The sequence below is a fragment of the Rossellomorea sp. NPDC077527 genome (genome assembly GCF_044542955.1).
Lineage (GTDB): Bacteria > Bacillota > Bacilli > Bacillales > Bacillaceae_B > Rossellomorea > Rossellomorea aquimaris_E.
This window is the reverse complement of sequence record NZ_JBITVL010000001.1, coordinates 298,610-318,395: the sequence shown is the minus strand read 5'-3', so window position 1 is coordinate 318,395 and position 19,786 is coordinate 298,610. Positions and strand designations below refer to the sequence as shown.

General features: G+C 47.3%; 14 protein-coding genes. 7 read left to right on the top strand and 7 right to left on the bottom strand.

The features are described from left to right. The first annotated feature begins 127 nt into the window (after positions 1-127). The 6 genes from ACIGG7_RS01470 to ACIGG7_RS01445 all read left to right on the top strand — a co-directional run bounded on the left by ACIGG7_RS01470 (position 128) and on the right by ACIGG7_RS01445 (position 9,897). Positions 128-1,312: an MFS transporter gene (locus ACIGG7_RS01470; RefSeq protein WP_397548486.1), complete on the top strand. Its 1,185-nt coding sequence runs from the start codon at positions 128-130 to the stop codon at positions 1,310-1,312. Between the two features lie 213 nt (positions 1,313-1,525). Then, complete coding sequence (locus ACIGG7_RS01465; protein ID WP_397548485.1) at positions 1,526-3,442, top strand: heavy metal translocating P-type ATPase; 1,917 nt, start codon at positions 1,526-1,528, stop codon at positions 3,440-3,442. Positions 3,443-3,887: 445 nt separating this feature from the next. Further along, positions 3,888-5,522, top strand: a complete 1,635-nt coding sequence (locus ACIGG7_RS01460; protein WP_224942083.1) for a PTS transporter subunit IIBC — start codon at positions 3,888-3,890, stop codon at positions 5,520-5,522. Between the two features lie 3 nt (positions 5,523-5,525). Next, complete coding sequence (locus tag ACIGG7_RS01455) at positions 5,526-6,314, top strand: endonuclease/exonuclease/phosphatase family protein (protein ID WP_397548484.1); 789 nt, start codon at positions 5,526-5,528, stop codon at positions 6,312-6,314. Positions 6,315-6,544: 230 nt separating this feature from the next. After that, on the top strand, positions 6,545-8,266 hold the full coding sequence (locus tag ACIGG7_RS01450) for a pyruvate oxidase (RefSeq protein ID WP_397548483.1): 1,722 nt from the start codon (positions 6,545-6,547) through the stop codon (positions 8,264-8,266). Between the two features lie 59 nt (positions 8,267-8,325). Further along, entirely contained in the window at positions 8,326-9,897 is a 1,572-nt protein-coding gene (locus ACIGG7_RS01445; protein ID WP_397549078.1) for an FMN-binding glutamate synthase family protein, read from the top strand. Between the two features lie 292 nt (positions 9,898-10,189). On the opposite strand, the gene ACIGG7_RS01440 is transcribed toward ACIGG7_RS01445, so the two are convergent. Both ACIGG7_RS01440 and ACIGG7_RS01435 read right to left on the bottom strand, forming a co-directional pair. Then, the gene (locus ACIGG7_RS01440) at positions 10,190-13,150 is read right to left on the bottom strand and encodes a carbohydrate binding domain-containing protein (protein WP_397548482.1); all 2,961 of its coding nucleotides are present in this window, start codon (positions 13,148-13,150) and stop codon (positions 10,190-10,192) included. Positions 13,151-13,294: 144 nt separating this feature from the next. Next, positions 13,295-14,314 (bottom strand): LacI family DNA-binding transcriptional regulator, encoded by a 1,020-nt coding sequence (locus tag ACIGG7_RS01435; protein WP_397548481.1) that lies wholly within the window; start codon positions 14,312-14,314, stop codon positions 13,295-13,297. A gap of 411 nt (positions 14,315-14,725) precedes the next feature. Here ACIGG7_RS01435 and ACIGG7_RS01430 point away from each other — a divergent pair, with 411 nt between their 5' ends. Then, the gene (locus tag ACIGG7_RS01430) at positions 14,726-16,411 is read left to right on the top strand and encodes a hypothetical protein (RefSeq protein WP_397548480.1); all 1,686 of its coding nucleotides are present in this window, start codon (positions 14,726-14,728) and stop codon (positions 16,409-16,411) included. Positions 16,412-16,448: 37 nt separating this feature from the next. Here the strand turns inward: ACIGG7_RS01430 and ACIGG7_RS01425 are convergent, their stop codons facing one another. The 5 genes from ACIGG7_RS01425 to proS form a co-directional block, all read right to left on the bottom strand. Then, a complete protein-coding gene (locus ACIGG7_RS01425; protein ID WP_397548479.1) occupies positions 16,449-17,006 on the bottom strand; it encodes a GNAT family N-acetyltransferase in 558 nt (185 codons plus the stop codon). A 25-nt stretch (positions 17,007-17,031) separates the two neighbouring features. Beyond that, positions 17,032-17,181 carry a hypothetical protein gene (locus tag ACIGG7_RS01420; protein WP_397548478.1) on the bottom strand — a complete coding sequence of 50 codons (150 nt, stop codon included), beginning with the start codon at positions 17,179-17,181 and terminating at the stop codon, positions 17,032-17,034. Positions 17,182-17,287: 106 nt separating this feature from the next. Then, positions 17,288-17,461: a hypothetical protein gene (locus ACIGG7_RS01415; RefSeq protein ID WP_224942075.1), complete on the bottom strand. Its 174-nt coding sequence runs from the start codon at positions 17,459-17,461 to the stop codon at positions 17,288-17,290. A 95-nt stretch (positions 17,462-17,556) separates the two neighbouring features. Continuing rightward, a complete protein-coding gene (locus ACIGG7_RS01410; protein WP_397548477.1) occupies positions 17,557-18,153 on the bottom strand; it encodes a hypothetical protein in 597 nt (198 codons plus the stop codon). Next, positions 18,150-19,580, bottom strand: coding sequence for a proline--tRNA ligase (gene proS / locus ACIGG7_RS01405; protein WP_397548476.1), 1,431 nt, complete (start codon positions 19,578-19,580; stop codon positions 18,150-18,152). The genes ACIGG7_RS01410 and proS overlap by 4 nt, the downstream gene beginning before the upstream one ends. Positions 19,581-19,786: the final 206 nt, after the last annotated feature.

The following is a 19,786-nucleotide window of genomic DNA, read 5'->3' as shown; positions in this document are numbered from 1 at the left end:
TTTCTTCATTCCTTCCTTTATATGTTAGTAGATGTTTTGATTTTACTCTATTCATCCCGTATTGCCAAACATTGCAATTGAGGGTACCATCAAAGAAGATATTTACTACGATTGGGAGTTCTGACAAATGAATCAAACATTATCCTTCCGTTTCAAGGTCCTTGTTGGGATCGTTGCCATTTCCGGTTTTTCACAAGGAATGCTCCTTCCCCTCATCGCCATCATATTCGAGCAGGACGGCTTGTCCTCCTCCCTGAACGGATTAAACGCAACAGCCCTTTACATCGGAATTCTGCTGGCTTCTCCTTTAATGGAACGACCCCTGCAGAAAATCGGATACAAACCGATGATCATCATAGGCGGCATTGTCGTCGCTGCATCACTCTTATTGTTCCCGGTATGGAAATCCTTCTGGTTCTGGTTCATCCTCCGCCTTCTGATCGGAATCGGTGATCACATGCTCCATTTCTCTACCCAGACGTGGATCACGTCGTTTTCACCGAAAGAGCATCGCGGACGGAACATATCCATTTACGGGGTTTCCTTTGGAATCGGATTCGCCGTCGGACCGATGATGACTCAGCTCATCACGATCCATCAGGCATTGCCGTTCATCATTTCTTCATTATTAAGTATCACGGTATGGATGTTTGTCTTTAAGTTACAAAATGAATACCCTGAGCAGCAAAACATCGGCAATGCTTCGTTCCTGGGATCATTCCAACGATTCGGGAAGGTTCTCAAATATGCATGGGTCGCCCTGTTGCCTCCCCTCGGATATGGATTCCTGGAAGCTTCCTTAAACGGAAACTTCCCTGTTTTTGCCCTACGAAACGGTCTTTCCATTGAAGCCGTGGCGATTCTTCTCCCTGCATTCGCCGTGGGAAGTATCATCTCACAGGTGCCCCTTGGCATTCTGAGCGATAGATACGGCAGACAAAATGTCCTCCTCATCGTCATGATGATCGGATTTCTCTGCTTCTCGGCTGCCGGAATTGTAGCCGGGTCCACCATCGGACTTTTTATCTGTTTCACATTGGCCGGCATGGCCGTCGGGTCGACGTTTTCCCTCGGCATCAGTTATATGACCGACCTTCTTCCGAAAGAATTACTGCCTGCCGGAAACATCATGTGCGGAATCTTCTTCAGCTTCGGCAGCATGATCGGCCCGTTCATCGGCGGAGTCACCATCGACTGGCTCAAGGGCTCAAGCTTCTTCTACTTGATCGCCAGCATGATGCTAGTGATTTTTATGAGCTTACTCGCCTTTTCGCTGCAAAGCAGGCGTAGAGAAATAACCCAGAATAACTAGCACAAAAAGCTTCCCATCCACATATACATGTGGTAGGATTAGATTATAATAATTACAAATTACAACTTTCATATATTATCAACTAAGAGCACGTGCCGTTTTGCTGTCACCTTTCACTGGTGGCAGCTTTCGTCGTTTTATAGGGGTAATGACGTTGATTATTATTCTCAATGAGAAACGCCCATTTTCAATTAATTAAAGGAGGAACACACTATGAGCTCACAATCCAAAGCACTATCCATGGGGACAACGAATGATAAAATCCACTTCCTTGAAAAAATAAAACCTCATGCGGAATTGATCGCCGCCCTCATCAGCGGTGTGTTTATACTACTCGGATGGTTGACATCAAATGATGACTCGAGCATGAGCATCATCTTCTACCTCCTTGCCTTTGCCATCGGCGGTTTTGCCAAAGCAAAAGAAGGCATCGAGGAAACCATCGAAAATAAAGAACTGAATGTGGAAATGCTGATGATCTTTGCCGCTGTTGGATCCGCCATCATCGGGTACTGGACGGAAGGGGCGATCCTCATCTTCATCTTCGCCGTCAGCGGTGCCCTTGAAACGTATACGATGAACAAAAGCCAGAAGGAAATCTCCGCACTCATGCAGCTGCAGCCGGAAGAAGCATGGCTCGTTACAAGCTCAGGGGAAAAGAAAGTCAATGTTTCAAGCCTTGAAATAGGGGATCATATCCTCATCAAACCAGGTGAACGGGTACCAACCGACGGAGTCGTCGTAAGAGGAACGACTTCCATCGATGAAGCAGCAATTTCCGGTGAAGCCGTTCCGGTTTCAAAAGGACAACGGGATGAAGTCTTCGCGGGAACGGTCAACATCAACGGTGCCATCACAGTAGAAATGACCAAACCGAGCAGCGAAACCCTTTTTCAAAAAATCATCGACCTTGTCCAATCGGCTCAAAGCGAAAAATCCCCTTCCCAGCAGTTCATTGAACGCTTTGAAGGAACGTATGTCAAAATCGTGCTCGCCGTTGTATTCCTAATGATGTTCCTCCCTCACTTCCTTCTCGGATGGAGCTGGACGGAAACATTCTATCGGGCCATGGTCCTCCTTGTTGTCGCTTCACCATGTGCCCTGGTCGCAGCCATCATGCCGGCGAGTCTTTCGGCCATCTCAAACGGTGCCCGTCACGGAATCCTTTTCAAGGGTGGCGCCCACCTCGAAAACTTAAGTAACATCAAAGCGATTGCCTTTGATAAGACAGGAACATTAACGAGAGGGAAACCCGTAGTGACAGATATTCTGATCGCCAACGATATGAATGAACGAGATGTGTTGAGCATTGTGGCATCGATTGAAAACCAATCGAATCACCCACTTGCACAGGCCATCGTCGGTCACGCCACCCGTGAGCTGAACGTGGAACTGACTCAGCCTGATTCTCTTGAAGATGTATCCGGATGGGGAGTCAAAGCTCTTATGGACGGATCGGAATGGAAAATAGGGAAAGCCGATTTTGTGGATAAACTGTTAGCAGAACAGTTTATGAACGGTGCATACGGACGAATTGCCGCAGAAGGAAAAACGACCGTATTTGTTGCAAAAGAGAATGAAATCATTGCTCTCATCGCGTTAAAAGACGTGGTCCGCAATGAAACCATCGAAGCCTTGAAGCTCCTGGAAAAAGAAGGCGTCGAGACGATTATGCTGACCGGTGACAATGAAAAGACAGCCCGTGCCATTGCAGAAGAAGCCAAGGTCTCAAGCTTCATTGCGGAGTGCCTCCCTGAAACGAAAGTAGACGAACTGAAGAAACTGAAACACCAATTTGGTACGGTCGGAATGGTCGGAGACGGCATCAACGACGCCCCTGCCCTAGCAACGGCCAACGTTGGGATTGCCATGGGCGAAGGAACGGATGTCGCCTTGGAAACAGCCGATGTGGTGTTAATGAAAAACGACCTGACCCGGATTGCCGAAGCCATCAAGCTTTCTAAAAAAATGAAGCGCATCGTCCAGCAGAACGTCGTGTTTTCCATCACGGTCATCATGCTGTTGATCGCCTCTAACTTCCTTCAGATCCTCGACCTCCCATTTGGAGTCATCGGACATGAGGGTAGTACGATTCTGGTTATTCTAAACGGCCTGAGATTGTTGAAATAATATGTAGGGCATCCAATCTTGAAGATTGGGTGCTTTTTTTATCCCAAAATAAGAAGCGGATACCTATCCACACCTCAATTCCCTACCGTTTTATCCACATGTGAATAACTTGTCTGCACAGATTCCTATCTACCTACTGCTAAACAACTAGACTCCTTTTCCACTCCCCCAAGTCTCTACCCTCCCCTACCAAGGTCCGTCCCTCTTCGTACTAATATTTTACTAAAATAATAATTTCTTGTTGCTTTCTTGAAAGGGATATCATAAAATGTGTTTAGTTAGTGCAAACGGTTGCATTTTTATTGCATCCTCTTCATGTACATATCCACATTAAATGAAGACACAGCGACACACATTTCATTTTAAACTGAAATGTAAACGCACACATGTCATGCATGTAAGAAATATAGTCCAATAGATTGATATTAAAGGAGGAAACAGGTTTATGAAGAATGTATTGTCATTTGATTTTTGGCAGAAGTTCGGGAAAGCATTGCTTGTGGTCGTGGCGGTCATGCCAGCTGCAGGAATCATGATTTCCCTCGGTAAGTTGATTGCCATGATGGGTGGAGACATCACATTAGTGCAAACGATTGCAAGAGTAATGGAAGACATTGGTTGGGGAGTCATCACCAATCTTCACATTTTATTCGCCGTCGCCATCGGTGGCTCATGGGCGAAAGAACGTGCAGGCGGTGCCTTCGCCGCCCTGATCGCATTCATCTTGATCAACCGGATCACGGGTGCTATTTTTGGAGTAAGCGGAGATATGCTCGGGGATCCTGAAGCAACGGTCTCTTCCCTTTTCGGACAAACACTCGTCGTTTCAGAGTATTTTACATCGGTCCTGGGAGCACCTGCCCTTAACATGGGTGTATTCGTCGGGATCATCTCCGGTTTCCTCGGAGCCAATCTTTTTAACAAATATTATAACTACAGTAAATTACCTGATGCCCTTTCCTTCTTTAATGGAAAACGCTTCGTACCATTCGTCGTAATTGTTGGCTCGATCATCATCGCCGTCATCATGTCGATTGTTTGGCCATTTGTCCAAGGATTACTGAATGACTTCGGTCAATGGATCGCTACATCCCGCAACACGGCACCGATCGTCGCACCATTTGTATTCGGTGCATTAGAGCGACTGTTATTGCCATTCGGTTTGCATCATATGTTAACGGTTCCGATCAACTACACAGAACTTGGCGGAACATACACGATTCTGACAGGTTCCAGCGCAGGATCGACGGTAGCCGGTCAAGACCCATTATGGCTTGCCTGGATCGCCGATTTAAACAACTTCCTGGCTGCAGGAGACACAGCAAGTTATAAACAGCTGTTGAATGATGTTACACCTGCCCGTTTCAAAGTCGGTCAGATGATTTTATCCACAGCTGCCCTGATTGGGATCGCGTACGCTATGTACAGAAATGTGGATAAAGATAAGAAGAAAAAATACAAATCCATGTTCTTCTCAGCAGGTCTAGCCGTATTCTTGACAGGTGTAACCGAGCCGATCGAATTCATGTTCATGTTTGCTGCCCCACTTCTATATGTGGTGTATGCCATCATGACAGGACTTGCCTTCGCGATTGTGGATATCATACACATCCGCGTTCACTCATTCGGATCCATAGAGCTTCTGACTCGTGTTCCGATGATCATCAAAGCAGGTCTGTGGGTCGACCTAGTCAACTTCGTCATTGCCTGTATCGTATTCTTTGGCCTGAACTTCGCGGTTGCCAACTTCCTGATCAAGAAGTTCAACTTCCCGACACCAGGTCGTAACGGGAACTACATCGAAGATGAAGCGTCAACCGGCGGCGGTACGGTAAGTGCCGATTCCATCGCTCCGAAAGTCGTTGCCATGCTTGGCGGAAAAGAAAACATCGTAGACGTAGATGCCTGCATGACACGACTTCGCGTGACGGTAAAAGACACCTCACTCGTCGGAACAGAACAAGAATGGAAGAGTAATGGAGCACTTGGACTCATCCTTAAGGACAAAGGCGTTCAGGCGATCTATGGTCCAAAGGCAGACGTCATCAAGTCGGATATTCAAGATTTATTGGGAGCTTAATTTATGAAATTACTCACGTTGAATTGTCACTCATGGCAGGAAGACAACCAACACGAAAAAATCTCAATCTTAGCCGATGACATCGCGGAGAAATCCTATGATGTCATCGCCCTTCAGGAAGTCAGTCAGCTGATCGAAAGTGAAACCGTCCAGGGGCTGATCAAAAATGACAATTTTGCCCTAGTCCTCCTTGGAGAACTAGAGAAACAGGGTGTGACAGATTACTCCCTCGTCTGGGACTTCGCTCATATCGGATACGACATTTATGAAGAAGGCGTCGCCATATTAACAAAGCACCCGATTGTGGAAGACCACCGCTTCTTTATCTCAAAAAGTCATGACCAATCCTACTGGAAAACCCGTAAAATCGTAGGAGCCACGATTTCATATGAAGGAAAGCCCCTCACCTTCTACTCCTGCCACCTCGGCTGGTGGACGGACAATGAAGAGCCATTTCAGTTTCAAGTCGATAACTTGATGGAGCAGGTCACGGCTGAATCCCCGTTCTTCTTAATGGGCGATTTTAACAACAACGCCCTGATCCGTGGGGAAGGATACGATTATCTTATTTCCAAAGGACTGCATGACACATTCGATACCGCAGCAGAAAGAGACAGTGGCATCACCGTTCAAGGAAAAATCGCAGGCTGGGATGAGAACAAACTCGACCTTCGTATCGATCTTATTCTCTCCAGTGAAAAAATGCCGGTGAAATCATCCCAGGTTATCTTTAATACTGTAAATAAACCTGTCGTTTCGGACCATTTCGGTGTGGAAGTGGTGTTGGGATAAGCAACTGATCTTAGATCGGTTGCTTTTTTTGTGTTCAGAAAGGTTATCAACCTTTATCAGGATTTATCAACCTTATTTTCATTTTATCGACCGTTCATTTATCAATCGGAACCCTCGGGATATCGATCGTTCTACATCCATCTACAAAAGTTGCACCACTCCTTCGCTCAACGTTTAACAAATCTCCAACGGTGGTAAAAAATCACTATTCAATCAAAGGAGGTTCCACTATGGCACATAAACTCTCAGGACAGGCAGCAGCAGACATCATGGAGCAATGGAACATCAAGCATGTATTCGGTCTTCCCGGTGATTCCATCAATCATTTTGTCGACGTGCTCCGAAGTGAAAAAGAAAACATTGAGTTCATCCAGGTCAGACATGAAGAAGTCGGAGCACTCGCCGCCTCATCTTATGCAAAGCTCACCAGAAACATCGGGGTATGCTTATCCATCGGCGGACCTGGAGCCATCCACTTATTGAATGGTTTGTATGATGCAAAGGCAGACGGTGCGCCCGTATTGGTTTTGGCAGGACAGGTGGCAACGGAAGAGCTCGGCATGGATTCATTCCAGGAAGTTCATCTCGATCGCGTTTTTGCAGACGTCTCCGTTTACTGTGAGCGGGTGACATCACCTGAGTCACTTCCCGATTTGATGAATCAGGCGATCCGGACCGCTTACGCGAAAAAAGGTGTGTCCGTGCTGATCATCCCGGACGACATCCCCGGACAGAAAATCAAGGACAGCGTGAAGGCTACATCAAGCATCCCGGCTGTAACCATCCCCGCTCCCCTGGACAAAGACATGAAGACCGGAATGGAATACGTACATAAAGCGAAGCGTCCGGTCATCCTTGCAGGAACGGGATCAAGGCATGCGGCCCGTGAACTAGAGGCTTTTGCCGAAAAAATAGGGGCTCCTGTCATCTTTACACTCCCTGCAAAAGGCATTTTCCCGGACAGGCATCCCCATAATCTCGGCCAGCTCGGCCAGATTGGAACGAAGCCCGCCTACGAAGCCATGGAGGAATCCGACCTCCTCATTATGATCGGTACGTCTTTCCCTTATCGTGATTACCTTCCTGACGATACCCCGGCCGTCCAGATAGATGCGGACGCAACTCAAATCGGAAAGAGATATCCGGTTTCCGTCGGGATCGTCGGTGATTCCAACCTGGTCCTGAAGCAATGGAACGAGCAGTTACCTGTCAAAGAAGACCGCTCTTTCTTGGAAGAATGCCAGAACAATATGAAAAACTGGTGGAAGCATATTGAAAAAGATGAAGTCGAAGTGACGACACCCATGAAGCCACCACAAGTCATCGCTGCCCTTCAGAAGATTGCCGCCGATGATGCAACCCTATCCGTGGACGTGGGCAACGTGACGGTCTGGACCGCCCGTCATTTCAAAATGACCAATCAGAAAATGATCATCTCGAGCTGGATGGCAACAATGGGCTGTGGACTTCCAGGAGCCATCGCAAGTGGCATCTCAGAGCCCGAACGCCAGGCGATTGCCGTTTGCGGAGACGGAGGTTTTACGATGGTGATGCATGATTTCGTCACCGCTGTGAAATACAAGCTCCCGATCATCGTCGTCATCATGAACAACCGGAAGATCGGCATGATCAAGTATGAACAGGAATCCATCGGCCACCTGGAATATGAAACAGACCTCCAGGACATTGATTTCGCCCAATTTGCCAAAGCGTGCGGCGGTGAAGGTTACCGAGTCGTTAAGCATGAAGACCTGCAGCCTGCCTTTGAAATGGCTGTAAAGTCCAATAAACCGGTCATCATCGACTGTGTCATCGAAGACCAGCCTCCCCTTCCAGGCAAAATCAATTTCGAACAGGCGTCAGGCTACTCCAAGCACGTCATGAAGAAATTTTTCAAGAAGCATGAAGTCGAAATGCCACCACTGCGAAAAGCGTTGAAACGACTATTTTAAAAAGGGATTGAGCCTGTAAAAGGCTCTTTCTCCCTATAGGAGGTATGAAAGTGAACAGCATTTCTGTCATTCAATGGATTCTCCTTACCGTCATCGTTCTTGCACTCGCGATTCCAATCGGACTGATTCTTTATTTATGGTTCACAGACGAAAAACAAAAAGAGCATGCGGTGTTGCGGAATTTCCCTGTTCTTGGAAAAATGAGATACATCCTCGAGAAAATCGGACCCGAACTCAGACAGTATCTCTTCCATCACGACAACGAAGGAAAACCCTTCTCAAGACTGGAGTATACCCATACCGTCATGGCCGGGAAATATAAATCAAGGATGCTCGGATTCGGCTCTGAGCGGGACTTCGAAAAGGAAGGCTACTACATACGGAACACCCTTTTCCCTGTCCAGCGGGACGAACTCCGCATCGATCACTCTCAAAAAGTCAAAACCAAAATCTACAAAATCGATAAAGATAACCTGCTCAGCCGCAGGGAACACAGGGAAGAAACCGAAGTGGATCCGTTTCTCCTGAAAGACGAAGACGCACCGGTCATCGGCGAGCATACGTGCAGACATCCGTTTAAAGTGAAAGGACTCGTCGGTCAATCCGCCATGAGCTACGGCTCCCTCGGTGAAGCGGCCATCACGGCCTTATCCACCGGCTTAAAGCTCGCTTCCGGATCGTGGATGAACACCGGGGAAGGCGGATTATCAAAGCATCACCTCAAAGGCGGCGTCGATATCATCTGCCAAATCGGCCCGGGTTTATTTGGAGTCAGAACGAAGGACGGGGAATTTTCCTGGGAGGAATTCAAAAAGAAAAGTGAGCTGAAAGAAGTGAAGGCCTTTGAATTAAAACTGGCTCAAGGTGCCAAGACCCGTGGTGGCCACGTTGACGGAAAAAAAGTAACAGAGGAGATCGCCAACATCCGTAACGTGGAGCCTTGGAAATCCATCGACAGCCCAAACCGATTCAAGGAATTCAACAGCAACGAACAGATGATGGACTTCATCGAACAACTGAGGGAAGTAGGGGGCAAACCCGTCGGAATCAAATTGGTAGTAGGAAACACAAATGATATTGAAGACCTTGCCTCCTATATGGCCACCTCCGGAAAACATCCCGACTTCATCACCGTGGACGGAGGAGAAGGCGGAACAGGCGCATCCTATCAGGAACTCGCTGCATCGGCTGGGATCCCAATCAAATCGGCACTTCCTTTCCTCCACGATACCCTGGTGAAATACGGGGTACGGAACAAGGTGAAAATCTTCGCATCTGGAAAACTATTAACACCCGATAAAATCGCCTTCGCCCTTGCCCTGGGAGCCGACTTTGTCAACATTGCCCGCGGGCTGATGTTCTCTGTTGGCTGCATCCAGGCTCAGGTGTGTCACACGAACAACTGCCCCGTCGGCGTTGCCACCACGGATAAGAAACTGCAAAAGGCACTTATCGTCGAAGAAAAATCATTTCGTGTGTGTAACTACATCATCTCCCTGCGCGAAGGCCTGTACAACCTGGCCGCTGCCGCTGGAATCGATACTCCGACGAAGTTTGGCCGTGAACATATCGTATTTCGGGATGAGGACGGACGACTTCATCCAATCAAGCCGGAAAAAGCACTGACATAAGGGTATGAAGCAGCCGATTGTGGATCGGCTGCTTCTCTTTTCGGGGGATGGGCGGCTGTCGGATTGGATATCGACCGTTATGGAGATTTATCGACCTTATTTTCAGGATATCAACCGTTTTTTCAGTTTATCGACCCTTCATTTGATTTTATCGACCGAAATCACCCGGATATCGACCGTTCTACCTTTTTCGACAAATTCCTCCGCCCTCCTGACCTTTGACCGAGCGCTCAATCAGCCTACGCCCAAACAAAAAGCACAGCGCCCCAAGACGCTGCACTCCCCTAACTATCTACTTCAACACCACATTATCAATCTCCACATCATGAGCTCCGATCGACGATCCGCTTTTACCCAGCAGGAACTTAAGACTCGTTGAATCACTAGCAGGCATCGTAAACGTATACTCATAATGCGCTTTATCTCCACCAAGCTGAACGACTTCTGATAAGTAGCGATGATAACCGGCATTTTCCACTGTCACTTCCATCGTCCGGTCAACCGTCGAACTCGCATCAAAGGAAAGCGTGTATTCCACTCCCGGCTCAAGCTTCAATCCACCCTGATAAAGCTGAACACTCCAGGTTTCATTTCCTTCATTTCCAATCGAGATCTTCGCCTGCCCATCTTCACTGGAAATACCAGCTGAAGCATCATAATGAAGGTAATTGTCCCAGAATTCCAAATCGGTATCGAAAGAGCCATTTTGAATCATATTCGCACCCGGCGCTCCCGCTATTTTCTTTAACTTGAAGTTATCCAGCTTTACCTCATCAGTGCTTCCTCCGAGATGGATGATCAGCTGGGATTCAAGATCTGTTACATCCGGCATCGTAAACTTCATGGCGTGATTATCCCAATCTGTAGTCAGAGAAATTGTTTCCGATGCATAGACCTCTTCCCCGTCTTTGCTTCTCAGCTCGATCACAAGGTCACGATCACTCTCAGCCACCCCGTCAAACGTCAATTCATACTCGTTCAACGCCTTAAGCTGTACCCCTTTTTGTACCATTCCAACCTCGTCTGTTTCACTTGATGGCTTGACCGCGAATACCCGCTCCTCAGGATCTACTCCAATGGATTCGGCACTCTCGGAACCTATCAGATTCCAAAACAGCAGACGGTCAGGGAATCCCTGATCGAACGTTCCATTATAGAGAAGGTTCCCGTTTGAAAGGGCTGGCTTGGAAGCATCCGGATCTACTTGTACAGGAGGGATCTCTTCCACCCGGACATTCCCGAGCCACACTGGGAGCTTGGACAATCCGAGATTAAACTCCACGCGTGCTGCAAGATCATTTGCCTCGGTCATCTGGAATACCATTTCATAGGATTCCAGCTCGTCCGTTAATGAAAAGGCTTCGCTGTTTGAATAAGCGCTGTACCCCCTGTCCGCTCCACCGCCTACTTTTACATTGATCGGTCGTGAACCGTTCGACTTCGCATCAAAAGACACACGGTAGTATCGGCCTTTACCGAGGGAAACATCTTGGATGAGCTGCACGGAGTAAGGCTGGCTTCCCGGCTCTTCCACATCCACTTTGGCAAAATGACTTCCATCAACCTGGTCAAGGGACACATTCGCCTTCCCTCCGAAATCAGGTACGGTCAAGAAGTACCAGTAATCCGTATTCTCCACTCCAGGAATACCGTCAACGTCTTCCCATTCTTGATTAAATCCATTGTTGTAAATCAAGTTACCATCTTCCAATGGCTGTTTCGCGTCATCCGGTAATGGTGCCTGTTCAAATACAGGCAGTTCCGGCGATTGATACGGTCTTCCTGTCAAATCATACACACGTACATAGTCCACATCCATCGATTGAGGGAACATCGTCTCCTCTGTCGGATCGCCATCGAAATTTCCGCCGATCGCCAGATTCAACAGCATATGGAACGGCTGGTCGAATGGAGCGGGATACGTGAAATTAGCGGCATTTCCTGTGCCTTTACTGTACCAGTTGTTCTGGGTCTGACGGAGTTTCCCGTCAACATACCAGCGGATTTCCCCCGGCTCCCATTCAACCGAGTACACATGCTCGTCGGCGATGGTCGATCCATTTTCAAAGGCATAGTGAGTGCCGGTATATTTATTATTCGGCCACGATTCACCGTAATGAAGCGTTCCGATGGCTTCACCCGGATTGCTTCCCTGTGCTTCTAAAATATCAATCTCACCGGAAGCAGCCCATCCGCCGTACCGGTCATCTTCAGGCAACATCCAGAACGCCGGCCAATATCCCTTTCCAACAGGCAGAGATGCCTTCATTTCAAATTTCCCGTAAGTCTTTGAAAAAAGCCCCTTCGTCTTAAGACGGGATGACGTATAGGCATACCCTTTATAATCTTCCTTCTTGGCTGTGATCAACAGCTTCCCGTCTTCCGTCCTTGCATTTTCCGGGCGATCCGTATAATATTGCCGTTCATTGTTCCCCCATCCCGGAATGAAGGTTCCGTTGGCATTGGTATAACCGTTGCCGATATCAAACGTCCACTTATTACGGTCGATCTCTTCCTCATTGAATTCATCATTCCAGACGAGGGACCATGGTGTAACAAAAGAAGCAGCGTCACTTGTTTCTTTCCCATTGAATTCGATTTCACTGTTCAATGTTGCTTTTTCAATGGATCCTTCTCCGTCGATGGTCGATCCTTTACCTGTTTGCGACACCAGAAGTTCTTTTACCACTCCGTCAGACGAAAGAGCGACAGATGAAAGCGTGTTCAATTCTAACCGCTCTGCAATACCGTCAATTTCTACTTGCGCTTCCCCCTTTTTCCCTGTCGTCGAAACCGTATCGAACTCACCTTTCAAATCGGCTTTTTTCGTTTTGACATGTGATGCCGATACAGTTACGTTCTGAAACCCGTCAGATGTAATCTCGTTTTCTTCTAATATAACATTTCCTTCCAACTCAGTCTCTTCAACGACCGATTCTCCCGAAACTGTGATTTTTGCCAAGTGACCGGGTCCTTGAACCGAGAGGCTATGCAACTCGGAATCTGTCAATTGCAGGGTATCCGGTGCTTCCCCTTTGATCAGGGTTTCCCCTAGCACCGTCACGTTTTCAAGTGTAATATTCTCTCCGGCATCCGGTGTGATCACCAGGTCCCCCTCAATCGTTTTATCCCTCAGGATTGAATCCTTTAGATGATAGGGCTTGTCTTTTTGTACGGCTTTTCCTATGGTTCCTGGTGGCAGAGTCATGATGAGACATGCAGCGGTAAAAGAAGTGACTGCTTTTTTTAACATGTGAACGCCTCCTGTATTTGTTTATGTCTCACGTGGGACATTTGTATATAACTATAAAACCCTCACGATGGATTGACAACATTTTTTTACAATAACAATCTCATTTTCTACAAAAAAAGAGCCCGTTCCCAAGGGGAATCAGGCTTACTTTTTACGGCAGGACTCCCTGCTTACGAGAGTCGCTTGAAACGGCTTCATCTTTTCATCCGGTACTCCTTCGACCCTGTGTATCAACTGTTCTACCAAAGAAACCGCCATCTCCACTCTTGGCACATTCATGGTCGAAAGGGAAGGAGACGTGTATTCCGTCAGCAGGATATTGTCAAAGCCGATGAGGGAAACGTCCTGTGGAACATTCCGTCCTGCCTCCTTCAATGCTTTGAGGGCACCAAAGGCAATATGATCATTGGAACAGACGATGGCAGACGGCAGCATCCCCTTGTCCATCCAATGGTGGACCGCTTCCCGTCCCGATTCTTCCATAAATCTTCCCTTAAATATGTACTCAGGCTTTATTGGGATCCCCGCTGCCTTCAATGCTTTCCGAAATCCACTGAGTCGCTCCCTTGCAGCATGATTGTCTTCATCCCCTGTGATGATGGCGATATCTTCATGTCCAAGCTGGATGAAGTGATTCGCCGCCTCCATCGCCCCCTTTTCATTTTCCAGTATCGGCATCGGAATGGAAGGTGTACGCTCGGTGAGATTGTTCTGATCGAAGACCCCGACCAAAAAGCCGGCCGACAGGATATTGTCCACAATGGGCTGTACGTTGCTCCAGCTGATAATGATGCCTGCATCGATACTTTTCTCCCGGTACAGCTTCATCACCGGAGACGGATCATCCAATTCGGTAATCGTCACGAGCACCTTGTAGCCCCGGAGAGAGCAGGCATTGATCACTGCCCCAATCACGGCGCTGTAAAAAAGATCATCCGAATAGATCCGGTCTTTCCGTGGATCCTGAATGATGAACAATCCGATCGTATGGGTCTTCTTCTTCACCAGCCGTCGCGCTGACACATTCGGCTGATACTGATGTTCTTCCATGATCTTCATGATCCGCTCACGGGTCTCTGGCCGCACCTGATCGGAATCGTTCAACACCCGCTGCACCGTCTTCCGCGACACCCCCGCAAGCCTCGCAATATCAAAAATATCCATAACTTCCTCCTGAATGGTTGCTTCTTCCTATTATAGCGGATGAAGATTGGGTTGGGTATATGGTAGTGGTAATCGGGTTGCCATCGTTCAGCGCTTCTGATCATATTTGCAGCCGACCTCCCTAATGAACGAAGCCTCCAGAAAGCGATATCTGCCAAATTTTCATTTTATCTGCCTTTCTGGTGATTTATCTGCCAGAATCTCTTTTTATCTGCCGTTCTAGAGGGATATCTGCCAAATTCCGATTTTATCTGCCATTCTACATTTCTCGACATCAATGACTCCTCTTCATCCTTTGACCGAGCGCTCAGTCAAAACCAATCACTCTCCCCAAAAAACAAGTGAAACCTCCCCACCCCCTCATCCGTATATACACTATAAACAGAATCACAACCTTGAAAGGGGAACATTATGGGAAACATTTTATTATTTTCACTGATTGTCGGATTGGTCATGGCGCTGCTGCTCGTACCAATGACCATCATGAAAAAACAACATAAAAAAGAGGGGTATCCATCCTTCCCGGCCCTGTTCGGAGCGACCCTCATCATTACTTCTCTTGTAGTATTTGTCTTCTACTACCTGACGAATCTCGATCAGAACTTTACGAGCATGTGGATCCTCCTGATCATTGCGTCAGGATTCGGGGCCGCATTTTCAACAGGAAAAGAACGAATGGTGAAAGGTCTTCTGTTTCTGGCAACCCTCTGCGTTGGTGCATATTTCATGACAGCCTTCGTCTTCAATGCCGATAAGAAATTCGAATCGGCCAAAATGGAGATCAAAACAGAGATCAAAGCTTTTGATGAAAAGGAAACGCCGGCAAGCGTCCCTCCACAATTCGCCCGGAATAAAATGAAGAAAGCGTTCGGTCAAGTACCGAATACGAGTTATTATGAGCTCGGCAATCTGCAGATCCAGAAGGTCGATGGGGAGTATGTGTACATCGCGCCTGTTGAATTCTCCGGTTTCTTCAAATGGCTTAAGGGGGATGAAACTCCTGGATACTTCAAGCTGAGTGCGACGGATTCAAACGCGAACCCTAAGTTCATCAAAGAAGAAATGGTGTATACACCTTCTGCTTTCTTCAATAAGAAAATCGAGCGTCATATCCGTTTGAATTATCCGAAGGAGATTTTCAACGGGGATGTTCAGCTTGAAATCGACGATGATGGAAAACCGTTTTATATCCAGACTTACGGGGATTTCATCTCGGCACGTAACGGATTCGAAGTGGAAGGAATCGTCATGGTTGACCCTCAGACAGGGAAAACGAAATCCTATGCCATTAAAGACGTGCCGGCATTCATCGACGGCGCAGTTTCCCCAGAAACGGTCAGCCTTCAAAACAGCTACTTCGGTAATTATGTTAAAGGTTTCTGGAACAGCCGCTTCGGAAAATCTGACGTGAAACTTCCTTCAGATGAAGGAACGGAAGCGAACGTGAGCCCGATCTTCGACGAAAATGGTGATATGTACTACTTCACCGATTTCACATCGCCAAAAGAAGGCGTCGATTCCATGCTCGGATACTCTCTGACCAATTCACGAACCGGAGAAGCGACATTCTACACAGGAAATCTGGAAGAATCGTATATGGATTCACAAGGTGCCCTGCAGATCATCCAGAAGAAATTTATCGAAAAGAAATGGGACGGCGAGATGCCGGTTCTTTATAACTTCTACGGTGAAGCAAGCTGGCTGACTCCGGTACTCGATGCGAATGGTTTCTTGCAGAACTACTTCATCGTGTCGGCCGCCAATCCTGAAATCTCTGCTTACGCAGGCACCCCGAACCAGGCATTGAAAGCCTATAAAACTGCCCTGCAAAGAGGCGGTGGAAGTGTCGACGGCAGTTCCAAAGCAGAGGAGAAAAAAGCCAACGGTACGGTCGTCCGGGTCTACAAAGAAAAATCCGGTGACTACACCGTCGTGTCCTTCCTCCTCGACAACGGAAAGAACTATATCGTTTCTTCCGAAAACAGTTTACTTGCCATCTACCTGAAGGAAAATGACAAAGTGAATGTCACGTATATGGATACAGGTGAAGCCTTCCTGCCTGTTAAAGACATGACGATTGAAGGTTTGCAACAATAAGGAAAAGGCCGGAATCATAGCGATTCCGGCCTTTTATTTATTCCCCTGCATTCACATAGTACACCAGATTATCCGTCCATTCCCCAAATTCATAAATGAACCCTTTCCTCGTACACTCATACTGCATCCCAACACCTTCCGCAAGGCGGATCGACGGTGTATTATCCAAATTGATATGGGCTTCAATCCGGTGAAAATTCAATTTCACAAACGCAAGCTGAAGGGCAGCTTTCACTGCTTCCTTACCGTACCCACGATTCCAGTGACGATTATGAAGGGTATATCCGACCCTTCCCCAATTGAAGTTGTACCTCATGAGCGTCGAGAAATCGATGGTCCCGATATTTGCCTCATCCTCCTTCCGGAAAATTCCGAGGATATACACTTGATCCCCATCGATCATTTCGTCATGCTTCTCAAGCATCTCCCGGAACCAGAACTCCGTGCACTCGCTCATATCCTGATATCCCACATCATATTTATGCTGTGACGGGAGCCTGTTCAGATGTTCCCTTAACCAGTTTTCATAATCGCTGTTTACGAAGGGCCTGATCACCAGTCGCGGTGTTTCTATGGTTAAGTCCTTATGCTTCATCTCCTGCACCATCCCTTATGTACGCCTATTTCTCATCCAATTTCGATTGTATCTTTTTTAAAAGCTCTATTTGCGCGCGATGACTTTCCAACATTTTCCCCGTTTGCTTTTCAATCGTGATGGTAATCGACCAAAGGGAAAGTACGATGACCACAACAATGACCAAAGTCTCCATGCCCCTCACCACCTTATATGTTTAATAGTACCAACCACCCAACTGGAATGATAGCTCTTTTTTTCAAAACAGAAGGCGCCCCTCTTTACGAGAAACGCCTTCATCGTCATTTATCTTTATACCATTCTTCTTCTAATTCTTTCTCGATCTGTTCATCGGATAAATACTCCTCATCCATCTGCTTCACATGCTCGGTGATCCGGTTAAGCTTGGAATGCACGATCCATAGGCTGATTACCACGAATACCATGAAAAAAATGATGATAAGTCCTACATCCATATAATCGACGCCTCCTTTACCTATATTTATTAAAGAAACATAGGAAAAAGAAGGCTTTAGCAAGAAAAAGTACGGAAAGGTTCGAAAGTCCTTTTTTATCCGGAACGCACAAAATACCAGTGTTCAGCCAGTGGTTCTATCTCGATGAAATCTCCTCCAAAGTCTCCTGAACGGGGTTTCTCCCCTGAAGATGAGTAGACAAATCCTGAAAAGCTATCCAGTAATCCACGAAAGGTAAAGAAGAGAATCAGCATTTCATCATTCCGCTTATCAATCACAATGTCTCCCCCTCCTTTAGACAACGCACCATATTCCTCCGGGAGATGAATGACGGAATCATTGTAGGAGACGTTGGAAGTGAGCGTACCTTCCATCACTTTCTTCACCACCGCATCCCGCTCCTTACGATGTTTTTCAAAATCCAAATTCAGTACCACTTTGTTAATTGGGAAAAAGATGATGAAGATCACGGTCATAGCTTGAATGAGCACCGGCTTCCATCCCTGCTTCTTGAATAGAGCAATGATGGAGAAGATGGCTGTGACAAGGAAAATACCTGCCACCGCCAACCAAAGAAACGGCATCAAAAACGGTGTCAGAATGTGAACGAGATCCCACTGAAAAAACGCCAGTGCCACCATCATGGCACTACTGACTATCGACAATACAAGAAAGATATTACCTTTTCTCAATATGCCTTTGCCCAATACACCAGATGTTTCGCATCCTTTTCACAGCACACGCACGTATCGGATACCTGCTCCTGCTCAAACGGCATACAGCGTGAAGTGGCACTCGTTTCTTCCTTGATCTTGTCTTCACAGGCCAGATCCCCGCACCACATCGCTTTGATGAAGCCGCCTTTCTCGCTTACAATCGTTTTGAACTCTTCAAAGTCCTTGGCTACCGTCGTCTTTTCTTCACGGTGAACTCTCGCCTTTTCCAGGAGATTTTGTTGGATGTCTTCCAGAAGTTCAGCAACTTTCCCTTCCAGTTCTTCCATACCGACCGTGATTTTGTCACCGGTATCGCGTCTCGCCAGCACCACCTGTCCGTTCTCGATATCACGTGGCCCGACTTCCAGGCGAAGTGGGATGCCTTTCATTTCATATTCATTGAACTTCCAGCCAGGCTTTTTGTCGCTCGCATCTATGCCGACACGGGCAACGGCTGCCAGCTTACTTTTCAGATCATAGGCAAAATCAAGGACGCCTTCCTTATGCTGGGCGATCGGTACGATCATAAGCTGTGTAGGTGCAATCCTTGGCGGCACCACAAGACCCCGGTCATCCCCGTGAACCATGATCATCGCCCCAATGATGCGGGTGGTGAGTCCCCAGGATGTTTGCTGAACATGCTGCAGCTTCCCATCGCGGTCTGTAAATTGAATGCCGAATGACTTTGCAAACCCGTCACCCAGATGATGGGATGTCCCTGACTGCAGGGCTTTTCCGTCATGCATCAGACTCTCGATCGTATACGTATATTTCGCACCGGCAAATTTCTCTTTCTCTGTTTTCTGGCCTTTGATGACTGGAATCGCCAGCATTTCTTCACAAAGCTCTGCGTACACTTCAAGCATCTTCACTGTTTCGTCGTGGGCGTCCTGATCCGTCTCGTGGCACGTATGCCCCTCCTGCCACAGGAACTCCAATGTCCGCAGGAATGGACGGGTCGTCTTCTCCCAACGGACAACATTGGCCCATTGATTGTAAAGCTTAGGCAAATCGCGATACGAATGGATGATGTTTTTGTAATGCTCACCGAATAACACCTCGGACGTAGGGCGCACACAAAGTCTTTCCGTTAACTCCTCATCCCCTCCATGGGTCACCCACGCGACTTCCGGAGCGAATCCTTCGATGTGATCCTTCTCCTTTTGCAACAGGCTTTCTGGAATGAACAAAGGCATATACACATTTTCATGCCCGGTTTCTTTGATTCTGGCATCAAGGGCATCCTTGATATTCTCCCAAATCGCATACCCGTAAGGTCTGATGATCATCGAACCACGGACGCTTGAGTAATCGATGAGTTCCGCTTTCTTGACGACATCGGTGTACCATTGGGCGAAGTCTTCCTCCATGCCCGTTACATCTTTAACAAATTCTTTAGCCATTTTGAGCACCTCATTTTTCGTTGGATTGTATTTAACGGCGATAAATTGATTTTATCGGCGAAAATTTGGATTTAACGGCGAAATCGCGATTTTATCGAGCGAAATCACGAATATAACGGCGAAAATGTTGATATATCAGCGAAACTTTCAATTTATCGGCGATTTTCCGGATATATCAGCGAAATTTTCATTTGATCAGCGAAATC